This is a genomic window from Fulvivirga lutea (assembly GCF_017068455.1).
In the GTDB taxonomy this organism is placed as follows: Bacteria; Bacteroidota; Bacteroidia; order Cytophagales; family Cyclobacteriaceae; genus Fulvivirga; species Fulvivirga lutea.
Genome location: NZ_CP070608.1, coordinates 2108862 through 2123374 on the forward strand (window position 1 = coordinate 2108862; position 14513 = coordinate 2123374).

The 14513-nt window shown below is 37.4% G+C and carries 8 protein-coding genes; all 8 read left to right on the forward strand.

The genetic code is table 11. The features are described 5' to 3' along the window. The first annotated feature begins 2 nt into the window (after window positions 1–2). The 8 genes from JR347_RS09575 (at window position 3) to rpsA (ending at window position 14454) form a co-directional block, all read left to right on the forward strand. A complete protein-coding gene (locus tag JR347_RS09575; RefSeq protein ID WP_205720382.1) occupies window positions 3–2396 on the forward strand; it encodes an ABC transporter permease in 2394 nt (797 codons plus the stop codon). Window positions 2397–2406: 10 nt separating this feature from the next. Further along, window positions 2407–4803, forward strand: coding sequence for an ABC transporter permease (locus JR347_RS09580; RefSeq protein WP_205720383.1), 2397 nt, complete (start codon window positions 2407–2409; stop codon window positions 4801–4803). A 1-nt stretch (window position 4804) separates the two neighbouring features. Further along, the gene (locus JR347_RS09585) at window positions 4805–7252 is read left to right on the forward strand and encodes an ABC transporter permease (protein ID WP_205720384.1); all 2448 of its coding nucleotides are present in this window, start codon (window positions 4805–4807) and stop codon (window positions 7250–7252) included. A 69-nt stretch (window positions 7253–7321) separates the two neighbouring features. Continuing rightward, complete coding sequence (locus tag JR347_RS09590) at window positions 7322–9433, forward strand: tetratricopeptide repeat-containing sensor histidine kinase (protein WP_205720385.1); 2112 nt, start codon at window positions 7322–7324, stop codon at window positions 9431–9433. 149 nt (window positions 9434–9582) lie between these two features. Next, entirely contained in the window at window positions 9583–10272 is a 690-nt protein-coding gene (locus JR347_RS09595) for an ABC transporter ATP-binding protein (protein WP_205720386.1), read from the forward strand. 7 nt (window positions 10273–10279) lie between these two features. Continuing rightward, window positions 10280–11611, forward strand: coding sequence for a TolC family protein (locus JR347_RS09600; protein ID WP_205720387.1), 1332 nt, complete (start codon window positions 10280–10282; stop codon window positions 11609–11611). Between the two features lie 23 nt (window positions 11612–11634). After that, window positions 11635–12033, forward strand: coding sequence for a DoxX family protein (locus JR347_RS09605; RefSeq protein ID WP_205720388.1), 399 nt, complete (start codon window positions 11635–11637; stop codon window positions 12031–12033). A 318-nt stretch (window positions 12034–12351) separates the two neighbouring features. Then, window positions 12352–14454, forward strand: coding sequence for a 30S ribosomal protein S1 (gene rpsA / locus JR347_RS09610; protein WP_205720389.1), 2103 nt, complete (start codon window positions 12352–12354; stop codon window positions 14452–14454). Window positions 14455–14513 lie beyond the last annotated feature (59 nt).

Sequence of the window (14513 nt, forward strand, 5' to 3'; positions counted from 1 at the left end):
TCATGGTCAAAAATTCAATTCGCCTGATCGTTAGATTATTAGCTAAAAATAAGGCACATACATTAATTAATATCCTTGGGCTTAGCATTGGAGTTAGTGCTGTCATCTTGGTTGCACTTATCATCAACTTCAATCTGAACTTCGATAAATTTCACGACAACACAGAATCTATTTATCGCCTGGTACAGCACCATGTGGATGAAGGTAGAATAGGACGAGATTCGGCCACGCCATTTCCATTGCGGCTGAATTTCAAAGATGATAATCCACAGGTAGAATATTTTACTATGGTGGATGGCAACAATACTCAAGGGCTCGTCTCATTAATGAGGAATGGGAACAAGGTAAAGTATGAAGAAGATGATCGTATTCAAGTCTTCGTACAGCCCGATTATTTTAAAATTTTTCATGTGGACTTCCTATTGGGTGACAAAGAACATGCCCTGGATGAGCCTTACACAGTTGTTATATCTAAAAATTTAGCACAAAAGTATTTTGGCGAGTATTCATTGGCATTGGGCAAAGTTTTAAAAATTGATAATGTGTACGATTTGACGGTTACAGGCATTATTGATAATCCACCTTTGAATACTGACTTACCTTTTGAAATGCTCATTTCATTTTCTACTGATGAAAAAAACCGAGCATGGGAATCCTGGACAGCATCTTCAACCACGGTCAACTCTTTTATAAAGTTGGTTGAGGGCACCAATGTAGAATCCTTCGAAAAACAAGTTGTAAACTATATTGAAGACCGCAAGGAGGAGTCAGATCCTACCGTGGTACAACTGGCTTTGCAACCTTTCGAAGAAATACATCATGACGATCGGTATTTTAATTATGGTGAGCGCGTGGCAACCTATCATGAGTTGTTGGCCATGGCGATTATTGGCTTGCTGTTACTAATTACAGCATGCATTAATTTCATTAATCTGAATACAGCTTTTGCAGTAAAAAGATCAAAAGAAATTGGAATTAAGAAAGTATTGGGCGGCTCTAAAAGTTCCATTCAAATACATTATTTACTTGAAACGGGCATTATAACGCTCGTTTCTATAGTTATTGGTTTAGGTTTAGCTGAGTTGATTTTATTTCGAATAGACGAAATCATTGGCTATCGACTTCCTGGTTTAGAGTATAACCTAAACCTGCTGGCATTGCTCAGTACTTTATTAATTGTTGTAACACTGCTGGCGGGAATTTATCCTTCCTGGATCATATCCAGATTTTCTCCAATTCAAGCACTAAAGAATAAAATGAGTACGGTTTCTGGCAGTGGTTTGTCACTTAGGAGAGTGCTTATTGTAAGTCAGATTCTGGTCTCTCAATTTTTGATTATTGCCGTAATAGTAGTGCATGAACAAGTAGAATATTTTATACAGCAACCTTTAGGTATTGATACAGAAGCTATTGTCGAATTTCGAATTCCAACTACCGATGATATAGATTTTGGGTTATTAGGGGAGAGAATTAACAGGATTGATGGTGTTGAGTCGGTGACATTTTCTAACACTGGAACGGCATCTACAAATACATGGGGCGGCACTGCTAGCTTTAATAATGGTGATGAAACCATAAATACCCACATGCAGGTAAAACTAGCTGATAGTAGCTATTTGTCAACCTATGGCATCAAATTAATCGCTGGTAGAAATATTTCAAACAATGATTCTATTAGAAGCTACTTGCTGAACGAAAAGGCGGTTCAAGATTTAGGTGTCACTAATGAAGAAATACTAGGTAGAAAACTTAATGTTTGGGGTAAAGATGGGATAGTTATTGGTGTAATTGAAAACTTCGCTACCATGTCGTTACACAACAGTCAAAGACCAATTGCTTTATGGTATGCGCCTTCTATGCACTTTAGAGGTACTGTTAAACTAAGAGGTGGAGATTGGAAAACTACCATTAATCAAGTTCAAAACGAGTGGGAAGTTTTCTTCGGTGACTATTTCTTCAATTACTACTTTCTGGATGATGAGATTGAGAACTTCTACAAAGAAGAACAGAGGTTAGCTAAAACCTTTGGTATGCTTTCAGGAGTAGCTGTTTTTATAGGTGTAATCGGATTACTTGGCTTAATGTCCTATATGGTCAATTCAAAAATGAAAGAAATTGGTATTAGAAAAGTGCTTGGCGCGAAGGTGAGCCAAATTCTTGCACTGTTATCCGCTGATTTTGTAAAGCTTTCTCTCATTGCGTTTGTCATTGCTGCTCCAATAGGTTGGTATATAATGAACAGCTGGTTAGAAGATTTTGCATTTCGCATAACCATAGGTGTTCAGGTTTTTGCTGTAGCATTAGGAGTATCATTATTCTTTACACTAATAACCATCAGTTACAAATCACTTAAGGCGGCTAATGTGAATCCTGTAGATGTACTAAAAGACGAATAACAACAAACTCATGATAAGAAATTATTTAATAACAACGCTGAGAAACGTTTATCGCAATCGAGTAAACTCATTTCTCAATATTTTCGGGTTGTCGTTAGGGATAACTTCATCCATAGTGCTATTCCTGCTTTACAGCTACTATGTTAGCTTCGATACCTTTCAATCGAATTATGACAACATCTACAGGTTAGTTACCGAATCTGATGGAGCTGGTGGAAACAGGGATTACAACCCGGGAGTTGCGCCTCCTTTAACTGATGCTTTTGCGGAAGATTTTGAGAGTATCGATGCCATTACGCTCGTGATCGATTTATATGGCCCTCAGTTATTTTATCTGCCTTCAACTGATAAGATTTTCGATGAATCTTATGAACTACGCCTGGCCTATTCCACACAAAGCTATTTCAATATTTTCGACCTCGATATTCTGAAAGGAAATCCAGAAAATATGTTGAGCACTGCAAATCAGGTAGTAATCAGTGAGCGGTTGGCACAGAAGTATTTTGGGGAAGCAGATCCATTGAATAAAGTAATTCAGCATCAAAAAAATACTGATTATGTGGTGACAGGAGTTTTTGCCAACCCACCAAAGAATTCAGACTTTCCGTTCGAGATGATTCTTTCTTATCAAACAATAAAAAAGGAACATCTAAAACGAGGATGGCGAAGTGTAACTAGTAACGATCAATGCTATCTTTTAATAAAAGACAAGCAGCAATTAGCTCAGATAAAAAGTGGGTTAGATGCTTTTGTAAAGAAGTATTATGGCAAAACTCCAGAGGAGCACGACAATCGGGTGATCAGCTTGCAACCACTAAGCAACCTTCATTTCAATGCTCAATATGATAATTTTTCATATGAAACGATGACTGATTCTGACCTGCTAATTATAGTGTTGGTGGCCATTTTTCTAATCATTACTTCATGCATCAATTTCGTTAATCTTTCAACGGCCATTGCTGTCAAACGCTCAAAAGAAGTTGGTGTTCGAAAAACGCTGGGTGGAACTAGGTCAGAATTAATTTTTCAGTTTTTGGGTGAGTCGTTCGCATTAACTTTTATATCAGTAGCACTGAGTTTAGGGCTTACAGAGCTATTCTTACTTTATATCAACCCTTACCTAGAGTTATCGCTCGATTTAAACCTAATCGGCAATCTCAATCATTTATTATTTGTAGTTATACTCTTAGTGTCTGTAACTCTGGCTGCAGGCTTATACCCTGCATTTGTTTTGTCAAGCTTTAAACCCGCAATAGCCCTTAAGAACAATATTAATTCTGCTTCTTCTAGTAAATTTTCATTAAGAAAGGCATTAGTGGTTTTTCAATTCCTTATTTCTCAAGTGTTCATTATTGCCACAATAGTAATGGCCTATCAAATGCACTATGTAATGAACAAAGATCTGGGCTTTAAATCCGATGCTATTTTGAATGTTGAATTACCAGGATCAGATCATCAGAAGAAGCATATTTTAAAATCTCAATTGCAAGGTATTGAAGGTGTTGAGATGGTTAGTTTGGCAGGTACTAATCCGGCATCAAGTTCTATTGGTGTAACCAATATTTCAATTAGTGGAGTAGAAGGAGAATTCGATGTATCGATTAAACATGCGGATAATCAATACATAGATGTCTTCCAGATTCCTTTATTGGAAGGTAAAAACATTGGTGCTTCCGATACCATTTCAGGCATAATGGTGAGCAAAGAATTGTTAAGGTTAGCGGGACTGGACAATGCCGAAGATGTGGTAGGAAGAGAGGTGAAAATATATGGTAAAAAAGTACCAATCACCGGTGTGATTGACGATTTTAATTCACTATCACTAAACCATGAGCTCATACCTGTAATTGTGTACAGTCAATTACCAAGTTATAGAATAGCCTGCATTCAGGTTAAAATGGCAAACGTAAATGCTACTTTAACTAAGATTGAACAAACGTGGAAAAAGCTATACCCTGAATATAATTTTGATTACAGCTTTTTAGATGAGCAACTGGCCGAGTTCTATGAAGGTTATCAAAGGCTTTCTGTGGTTTTTACGATTTTTTCTGGTATTGCAATCTTTATTGGCTGCCTTGGATTGTATGGCCTGACTGCTTTTACGGTTAATCAGAAAACAAAAGAAATAGGAATTAGAAAAGTTTTGGGCGCATCAGTGGTGAGCATTCTTATGTTGTTTTCAAAAGAGTTTTTCACATTAGTAATTGTGGCCTTTGTTTTTGCTTTGCCAATATCCTGGTACATGACAGATGGATTGCTTCAGGAGTTTCATTATAAAATTGAATTGAGTCCATTAATCTATGCAGCAGGATTCTTCGCTACATTACTAATTGCCATTATAACAGCTGGTTACAAGTCTGGCAAGGCTGCTATGGCTAATCCCGTTCAAAGCTTAAGAGACGAATAATATGTTAAGGAATATCATAAAAATAGCGTATCGAAATTTCATTAAAACTGGGCTTTACTCAATGCTCAATGTTGCCGGATTGGCGGTTGGCATTGCTTCTTGCTTGTTAATCTCAAGTTATGTATTGCATGAAACAAGTTATGATACGTTTTATAAGGATACTGATCGAATGTATCGAGTAAACATGACCAACATTTGGATGCCTGAAGGTGGAATTATGGGGTCTACTGTTCCGCCTCTTGCTTTGGTCCTTAGTTCTGATTATCCTGAAATTGAAGCTGCCTTGAGGATAAACACGATGGGAAGCAATATTTTCAGGCTAGAGAATGACCAGAAAATGACATCGTATTACGAAGAAGATATTCTTGCTGCTGATTCTAATTTCTTCTCATTTTTTGACTTTGAGTTACTTTATGGCGACCCTGCAAGTGCGCTTATTGGTAAAAATAAAATTGTAATCTCGGAGGCTGTAGCTATCAAATATTTTGGCAAAACTGATGTAATCGGTCAGGAACTGCTGATGGGTCAAGAAAGAACTCCATTGACTATTACAGGTGTGACAGCTAAACAACCCACTAATGCTCATTTTAATTTTGATTTTCTCTTATCAATCTACTCTAATGATCGAATTAAAGATGTAGAAAATAACTGGATTTGGACACAGGTTGTAACGTATATAAAATTATTGCCTGGAGCAGATCCGTTGCAGCTGGAGGCGAAGTTAAGCGATTTAGCACCAACACATGCAGCTCCCGTTTTAGAACGATGGGGCATTAACTACGAAGAATTTTTAGCGAACAAAGGCGATTGGTTGTTTTATGTACAACCTGTCAAAGACATTTACCTTAATTCAGCAAATATCGGTAATCGCATAGGACCTGTAAGTGATTCTAAGTACATGTATATATTTTCATTTACAGCTATTTTCATTCTTATTCTAGCGGTAATCAATTTTATTAATCTTGCAACAGCGCGGGCAACGGTAAGGGCAAAAGAAATAGGCATTCGAAAGGTGCTCGGCTCAGTGAGATCTCAGCTTGTTTTGCAGTTTATTTCAGAATCTATCATCAATTGTCTGCTAGCAGGGTTGTTGGCGTTAGGCCTTTCGGAGTTTCTAAAAATAGGTATAGAGAATTATCTTGGTTCAACTTTTTACACTACTAGCTGGACTAATTTATCCACTTTGTTAGTGATATTCTTCGCTTTAATTGTGCTTGGCATCACTGCTGGTTTGTACCCGGCATTTAGCATTTCGGCTTATAAACCAGTAAATGTTTTAAAAGGTCAATTACGTTCAGGCAATAAAGCCAAATGGTTCAGAAATGCATTAGTTGTTCTTCAGTTTAGTATTTCATCAGTGTTAATGATATGCACCTTTGTCGTCTATCAGCAACTCCAGTATTTTATGGAGAAAGATTTAGGCTACGATAGGGAGAATGTGATTGTGCTTAATTGGGCTGATAAATTGGGAACACATTTAGAAAAATTTCAAAATGAAGTACTGAATCACCCACAAGTTATTAATGCTTCTGTGAGTATGGATGTTATTGGCAGAGGTTCATATGAAGATATCTTTGGTGATGCTGCCTCAGGGCATGAGCAGCCCATTGCCATGATGAAAGCCGATGAAAGGCAATTGGAAACCATGAAAATTGACTTGAAATATGGTCGATTTTTTGAAAAAGGGAATAAGGCGGACGAACGCGCAGTAGTGATCAATGAATCTACCATGGAGTTGTTTGGTTACACAGAAGAGAATGTGCTCGGTCAGGAGATTTACTATGGAGGCGATGATATGGGCAAGGCAAAAGTGATAGGGGTAGTAAAAGATTTCAACTTCTATACGCTGCATGCGCCTATAGCTCCTTACATATTTTATCATATAAATGCAGGTTCAGGAGTTTGGGGTAATACCCGAGTGTTATCTATTCGCACTAATGAAGTCAATCCAACAGAAGTCATCAATTTTCTAGAAAATAAGTGGAATGCCTATGTTGATAATGCCCCATTCGACTTTAGCTTTTTAGATCAGGAGTACGAAAATCAGTATAGACAAGAACAGCAGTTGGGTGGATTATTTGCCGTATTCACGCTCATAGCCATTTTAATTGCGTGTTTAGGCTTATTTGGTTTGGCGTCTTATGTAACCAATGAAAGAGCGAAAGAAATTGGAATAAGAAAGGTCTTAGGTGCATCTGTTTCTGACATTCTCAGCCAGTTTGGTAGCGGTTTTGGCAAATTAATTTTAATTGCCTTTTTAGTAGCAGCTCCGGTAGCTTGGTATGTCATGAATAGCTGGTTGTCTCAATTTATTTATCGTATTAATATTCAATGGTGGGTTTTTATATTGATAGGTAGTATGGTTATTAGTATTTCAATACTAACCGTTGGCTATCATTCGCTTAAAGCATCATTTACCAATCCAACAGAAGTTTTAAATGATGAGTAGTTAAATCTCGTTTAGCTGTTTTACAAAAATTTGTAAGCAATTAGTATATTGTTGTTCAGTTCGTACTGAATGAAAAAACTGATATACTATATTCTGTGGTTCTCCCTATGCTTCAACTGCGAGTTTTTACAAGCTAATAAACTTGATAGCTTAAAGAATGCTTTAGCAACTGCTGAATCTGATTCTGCTAAATCCTACATTCTCATAGATTTGGCAAAAAGAGTTTATGCCTCAGACCTCGATCAAGCCAGAGACTATTGCCTTCAGGCACTGGATGTATCAGTAGCTTCAGGTCAGATGAACCCTTTTGCTAATGCGCATAACATTTTAGGATTATATCACGAAAGTAAAAGCAACTTTACAAAAGCGCATGAATATTTGACTTCCGGGGTGGTAGTGGCTCAGGAAATAGGAGATTCCCTGCTGGTATCCAAGTTTTATAATAATCTGGGCCTCGTTTACAAAAATACCGGCAGGTTACAGTTGGCTGTAGAGTACTACATTAAATCACAAAAAATTGCCGAACAGTATGGCACTTCTGTAGATGAAGCTGCATCGTTTAACAATCTGGCCATTGTCTACAAACTACTTGGCGATTATAGTTATTCGCGAGTTTATACGCGCAAAGCCTATGATATATTTAAACAAGATGGCGATAGTGTAGGTATGTCGGCAGCTTTAAATAATCTGGGCCTCAATTTTAAAGACAGTAAATCGTACGATTCTGCACTATTTTATTTGAGACAATCACTAGACATAAAAGAGGCCATTAACTACAAAAAAGGGGTAGTTTCTTCGCTCTATAATATTGGAGAATTATACCTCGAGGTAGGCCTGGTCAATGAGTCATTAGAATATTTTGATCGATCATTAAAGCTGGCCAGAGAAGAAGGTATCAAACGCCATATAGCTAAAGCTTACCATCACAAAGCAAATGCACTGCTCCAGCTCAATAGAATAGATGATGCTATCGAGAACTATGAACAATCCCTTAAAATCAACCATGAAGTGGGTGTTCCAATAGAAACGAAAGAAGACTATAAAATGCTCGCTGAAAGCTATGAAATCAAAGGTGATTTTAATCAGGCATATTCCTACTTATCGAAAGCGCTGGCTATCGAAGACTCTCTGTTTGACAGCCAAATGGGCGAGGCGGTAACCAAACTCAGGTTTGAGTATGATCTCGATGCTAAAAATCGGGAAATTGAGAATTTAAGATCTAAAGAAGCACAATCGCAACTGCAGCTGGAAAAGGATCGATTAATTTATTACTTCTCCTCGGCAGCCATACTTTTTATGGTGATTTTAACTGTGATTCTATATCAAAGTAATAAGCGGCAAAGAAAGGCCAATATTAAAATAGACATCCAAAAAGATGAGTTGGAAAGGGCGCATTCCCTGATCAGCCAAAAAAACGAACAACTAGCTAGTCAGAATAGAGACCTCGAAGAAGAGGTAAAACTAAGAACAGAAGAGTTAGATAAACTTCTAAAAGAATTTGATTTGTTCGTCTATAAGTCAGCACACGACTTGAGAAACCCAGTAGCTCAAATTCTTGGTATTTATAACCTTCTCAAAATTGATAAAGATAATCCTGAACTGTTAGATAAGTTAAAAAATACAGCAGAATTGATGGATAGACTGCTTTCTAAGCTTAGTACCATTCATATTATAAGAAATAAAGAAATTGACTACCGTTGGGTATCAATAGAAAAGTTAGTGCATCAACTAATGGAAAAGCATGAATCGGATAATGCGCTGACGAATATTAAAATGCAGGTCATCAATTCTGACGATGTACAGTTTAAGAGCGACAAAGAAATGATGCTCAATTTATTGGATGAACTAATTTCCAATTCGATAAAATATAGAAATGAGAATGCTAAGCTTAAGGTTACAATAGCCTTGGAATTGAGTGCTGAGGGAGTAAGACTTCTATTTTCAGATAACGGAACAGGTATTGAAATCGAACATCAACCAAGTGTATTTGATATGTTTTACAGAGCCAATGCGGCTTCTAAAGGACATGGCCTGGGTCTGTATCAGGTACTAGTTATTGTTAGAAAGTTAAACGGCAAGATAGAGCTCGTAAAGTCAGATAAGAATGGTACTCAATTTGAAATTTTGCTGGAAACAGAAACTAAGAGTAATACGAAAGTCTCCGATATCGACCAGTTTTAGAATTGGTGTCCGATATCAAACACTATATTCCATAAGCGGACAATTCATAACTACATAAATTACGTACATTCGTACAATACGGCCTTGAATGCCTTATTTGATAGTTGGCATATTTATTGGCTTAATGTTTCACAATTAAAATAGTCGGAATGATAAAACTTAAGAATGTCGACAAATATGTCGATAGCAGATTTCAGAGAACATTCATCTTAAAAGGCGTAGACCTGGAGGTAAAAGAAGGTGAATTTGTTACTATCATGGGGCCGAGCGGGGCAGGTAAATCATCGATCATGAACATCATTGGCATGCTGGATGAGCCATCACAAGGAGAGTATTACTTCTACGATGAGCCGGTTCATAAAATGAAAGAGCGTAAGAAATCAGAAATGCACAAGCATCATATAGGTTTCATCTTTCAGGCGTATCATCTCATTGATGAACTTACAGTGTATGAAAACATTGAAACCCCATTGCTCTATAAAGGAGTAAAAGGCTCTGAAAGAAAAAGCATGGTGGCCGAAATGTTAGATAGATTTCAAATGGTAGCCAAGAAAGACTTGTTCCCTGAGCAACTTTCTGGTGGACAGCAGCAGTTGGTAGGTGTGGCAAGAGCTATTATCGGCCAGCCAAAACTTTTATTGGCAGACGAGCCAACAGGTAATTTACATTCCGAGCAAGGCGAAGAAATCATGGACATTTTTAAGAAGTTAAATGATGAAGGCATGACCATTATTCAGGTAACGCATTCCGAAAAGAATGCAGAATATGGTAATAGAACCATCAGGCTTGTAGATGGCGCCATCGTTTCCGATGAAAGAAAAGAAAAAGTAGGAAGTTAAATTTACTATGAAAAGGATACTTATCTCAATAACAACAATTCTTATAAGTGCTGGATTTTCAGTAGCTCAAGAAAATACTCTTTTATTCTCAGAGGCCGTAAAGATTGCGTTAGATAATAATGTAAGTCTCAAGCAACAAAACAACCAACAATATGTGAACCAGGCACAAAAGCGTTCAAGTATGGCAAGAGTTGCCCCATCAGTGAATGCATTTGCTCAGGCTTGGAGAGTGCAAGGTAACCAATTCATTGAACAGGAGGCCAGAGTTGTTAATGATGCTGAGACCTCTAACTTCTATGGCACTGTGGATGCTAATATGGTTTTGTTTAATGGAATGAGTAATATGAATACCATCAGACAGGCCGATGCGAACCTTGAAGCACAGCAGCACTTGGTGGCACGAACAAGGCAAGATGTTATCACCAATGTTTCTAATCAATATCTACAATGCTTGCTAGATTCCGAATTACTTAGAATTGCGCAGGAAGATTTGAAAAACCAGCAAACACAATTAAATCAGGTTACTGAAATGGTGAAAGCCGGAAGTAGAGCGAAAGTAGATCAGTATAATCAGGAAGCAACTGTAAAAGCAGCAGAACTGGCAGTGCTAAGAGCGCAGATTAGGTTAAGGAGAGATAAGGTAACCCTCTCTCAAACATTATTAATTGATCCTGAGACTTCTTTTGAAATTGAACAACCAAGCTGGTCATTTAATCGCGAAGAGCTCGATGATAATACTTTAGAAAGCTTATATATTACCGCCATGAGCAATAGAGGAGATTTGCTTAGAGCAGAAAAAAATGTGTTTTCAACTAAAAAAGGAATGGCCATTAATAGATCTGCATTCATACCTACACTATCGGCTTATGGTAGTTTAAATTCACGCTACAGTGACGCATCAATACCAAGTTTTTCAGATCAATTTGATGCTAACCTCAGAAAAGAGTATGGGTTGAGACTTAGTATTCCAATTTTTACCGGAATGCAAAATAATACCAACTATGTAAGATCAAGAGTAAATCATGATAATGCTAAACTCGATTATGAAAATGCAAAAGTTGCTGTTAAAGCGGATGTTTTAAATGCTTACCAAAATTATCGTGATGCTTCTGTTAGTTATGATGCATCTAAAGCACAGTTAGAAGCAGCTGAACTATCCTTTAGATTGGAAAGTGAGAGATATCAGCTTGGAGTATCTGATTTAGTGGCGTTTACACAGGCTAACCAAAGGTACGTGCAGGCAAAAGGGGATATGGCACAAGCTAGCTATACATTGTTATTTCAAGACATCTTGCTTCAATATGCAACAGGTACGCTAACTGTAGACGATATTCCGTAACTTTAGCAGGTAACAATCCTGCCATGAACAAATACTCCAAAATAATATCAATGGCTGTAAGACTTATTGCAGCCATTATTCTTTTGCAAACGCTCTTCTTTAAATTTTCAGGCGCTGAGGAGAGTATTTATATATTCACTAAAGTAGGTATGGAGCCGTGGGGCCGCATAGGGTCTGGTATAGGAGAGTTAATCGCTGCAGTATTGTTTTTAATCCCTTCAACCATCTGGCTGGGTGCATTAATGTCACTAGGTATTATTTCAGGAGCCATCTTTTTTCATTTAACAGTGTTGGGCATTGAAGTGCAAGGTGATGGTGGACAGCTTTTTATTTATGCACTATTGGTTTTCGTTTGCTCATTCATTGCCTTAGTAATCCATAGAAAGCAAATTCCATATATTGGTTCAAAGTTCCAGGGTTAAAGTTTGTATTGTCTCAACATTAAAACTTCGCGCCAGAACTAACCAACAACCAACAACCAACAACCAACAACCAACAACCAACAACCAATTACCAACAACCAGAAACCAACTTCCAACCCCCAACCCCCAACCCCAAAAAATAGCTACTCCATACTCATTAATTAGAACTATATAGCAAAATCCAAAAATAATTTCTAACTTTGCGCTCCCATTCGAGTGAGTGGGCCTTTATTTCAATTATTAATAAAGGAAAGTAAAATAAAATTTGCTGTCCGATTGCTCTAAGGCAGCATGTAATCAAGAGCTACTATTCATATCATGGCAAAAGAAAAAGCTAAAGCAGAAGAAGTAAAAGACGAAACTGCTAAAAAAACCACTGCTAAAAAGACAACAGCTAAAAAGACTACTAAAAAAGCTGAGCCAAAAGCAGAAAAAGAAACTAAGAAAGCTACTACTAAAGCGGAGCCAAAAGCTGAGAAGGCTGAAGCTAAAGTTGAAACAGTAGAAGCTAAAAAAGAGGAAGCACCAGCAAAAGAAGAAAAAGCTGAAAAAGCGGCTCCTAAAAAAGAAACTAAAAAACCTGCTGAAAAAAGAGAGCTAGAAACTCCAGGCGAATTTGACTGGGATGCTTTCGAAACTAAAGGATTTGGTGAGGGATACTCAAAATCGAAGCGCGAAGAAATGGCTTCTGTTTATGAAGATACTCTAACCACTATCGATGAGAAGCAAGTTGTTGAAGCTACTGTTGTAGGTATCAACTCTAGAGACGTAATATTAAACATCGGCTTTAAGTCTGATGGTTTAGTATCTGCGACTGAATTCAGAGATACTCCTGACATGAAAGTTGGTGATAAAGTGGAGGTTTTCATCGAAGAGCAGGAAAATGCAAACGGACAGTTAGTTCTTTCCAGAAGAAAGGCTAAAATCGTTCAGGCATGGGAGAATATCCAAAAAGCATTAGACGAAGATTCAGTAATTGAAGGATTCGTTAAGAGAAGAACTAAAGGTGGTTTGATTGTAGATATCTACGGAGTAGAGGCTTTCTTACCAGGTTCTCAAATAGATGTGAAGCCTATCAGAGACTTTGATGTATTTGTAGGTAAAGCAATGGAAGTGAAAGTTGTGAAAATCAACTACACTAACGATAACGTTGTTGTTTCTCACAAAGTATTGATCGAGAAAGACATCGAAAAACAAAAAGCAGAAATTCTTGAAAACCTTGAGAAAGGTCAGGTACTTGAAGGTACAATCAAGAACATGACTAACTTCGGTGTATTCATCGATCTTGGTGGTGTTGATGGTTTACTTCACATTACTGATATCTCATGGGGTAGAATTAACCACCCAGAAGAAGTATTAAACCTTGACGATACTGTAAAAGTGGTTGTTCTTGATTTCGATGAAGATAAGAAGAGAATTTCATTGGGTATGAAGCAATTAACTGAGCACCCATGGGATTCACTAGATAAAGGAATTGACGTAGGATCTAAAGTAAAAGGTAAAATCGTAAACGTTGCAGATTACGGTGCATTCCTAGAGCTTCAGCCTGGAGTAGAGGGACTTATCCACGTTTCTGAAATGTCTTGGTCTCAGCACTTGAGAAATCCTCAAGACTTCATCAACATTGGTGATGAGCTTGAAGCTGTTGTATTGACATTGGATAGAGAAGAAAGAAAAATGTCTCTTGGTATTAAGCAGTTAACTGAAGATCCTTGGACTAAACAAAACGTTCTTACTAAATACGCAGTGGGTACTACTCACAAAGGTGTGGTAAGAAACTTAACAAACTTCGGTTTATTTATTGAGCTTGAAGAAGGTATCGATGGTTTAGTACACGTTTCAGACCTTTCTTGGACTAAGAAAATTAAGCACCCATCTGAATTTGTAAAAGTAGGTGAGGAGTTAGAAGTAATGGTTCTTGAACTTGATGTAGATAACAGAAGATTGGCATTAAGCCACAAGCACTTAGAGGAGAATCCTTGGGATACATTCGAAACTGTATTCACTCCAGGATCTACTCATAAGTGTACTATCATGAACATCAATGAGAAAGGTGCTACTCTTGAGTTACCTTACGGAATTGAAGGATTCTGCTCTGCTAAAAACTTAGTAAAAGAAGACGGTTCTAAAGGTGAAGCTGGTGAGACATTAGAATTCAAAGTATTAGAATTCTCTAAAGACGATAAGCGTATCGTTCTTTCTCATAAAGCAATGTACTCTGCTGAAGAAGAAAAAGTAGAAGCTCCTAAGAAAGCTGCAGCAAAAAAATCTGCGCCAAAAGCTAAAAAAGAAGAGCAAAAATCTACACTTGGAGATCTTGAGGCACTAAGTGCGCTAAAAGATAAAATGGAAGATGCAAAGAAACCAGCTCCAAAGAAAGCAGCTAAAAAAGCTGATAAAGAAGAAAAATCTGAAGACTAATCTTCAATGATTTTCATATACTTCAAAGGCTGCCCCAAAAGGCAGCCTTTGTTTTTGAA

Bases quoted from the DNA above. Each gene is read 5' to 3' on its own strand.
- JR347_RS09575 (WP_205720382.1), top strand. From the start codon at position 3: ATGGTCAAAAATTCAATTCGCCTGATCGTTAGATTATTAGCTAAAAAT.
- JR347_RS09580 (WP_205720383.1), top strand. From the start codon at position 2,407: ATGATAAGAAATTATTTAATAACAACGCTGAGAAACGTTTATCGCAAT.
- JR347_RS09585 (WP_205720384.1), top strand. From the start codon at position 4,805: ATGTTAAGGAATATCATAAAAATAGCGTATCGAAATTTCATTAAAACT.
- JR347_RS09590 (WP_205720385.1), top strand. From the start codon at position 7,322: ATGAAAAAACTGATATACTATATTCTGTGGTTCTCCCTATGCTTCAAC.
- JR347_RS09595 (WP_205720386.1), top strand. From the start codon at position 9,583: ATGATAAAACTTAAGAATGTCGACAAATATGTCGATAGCAGATTTCAG.
- JR347_RS09600 (WP_205720387.1), top strand. From the start codon at position 10,280: ATGAAAAGGATACTTATCTCAATAACAACAATTCTTATAAGTGCTGGA.
- JR347_RS09605 (WP_205720388.1), top strand. From the start codon at position 11,635: ATGAACAAATACTCCAAAATAATATCAATGGCTGTAAGACTTATTGCA.
- rpsA (WP_205720389.1), top strand. From the start codon at position 12,352: ATGGCAAAAGAAAAAGCTAAAGCAGAAGAAGTAAAAGACGAAACTGCT.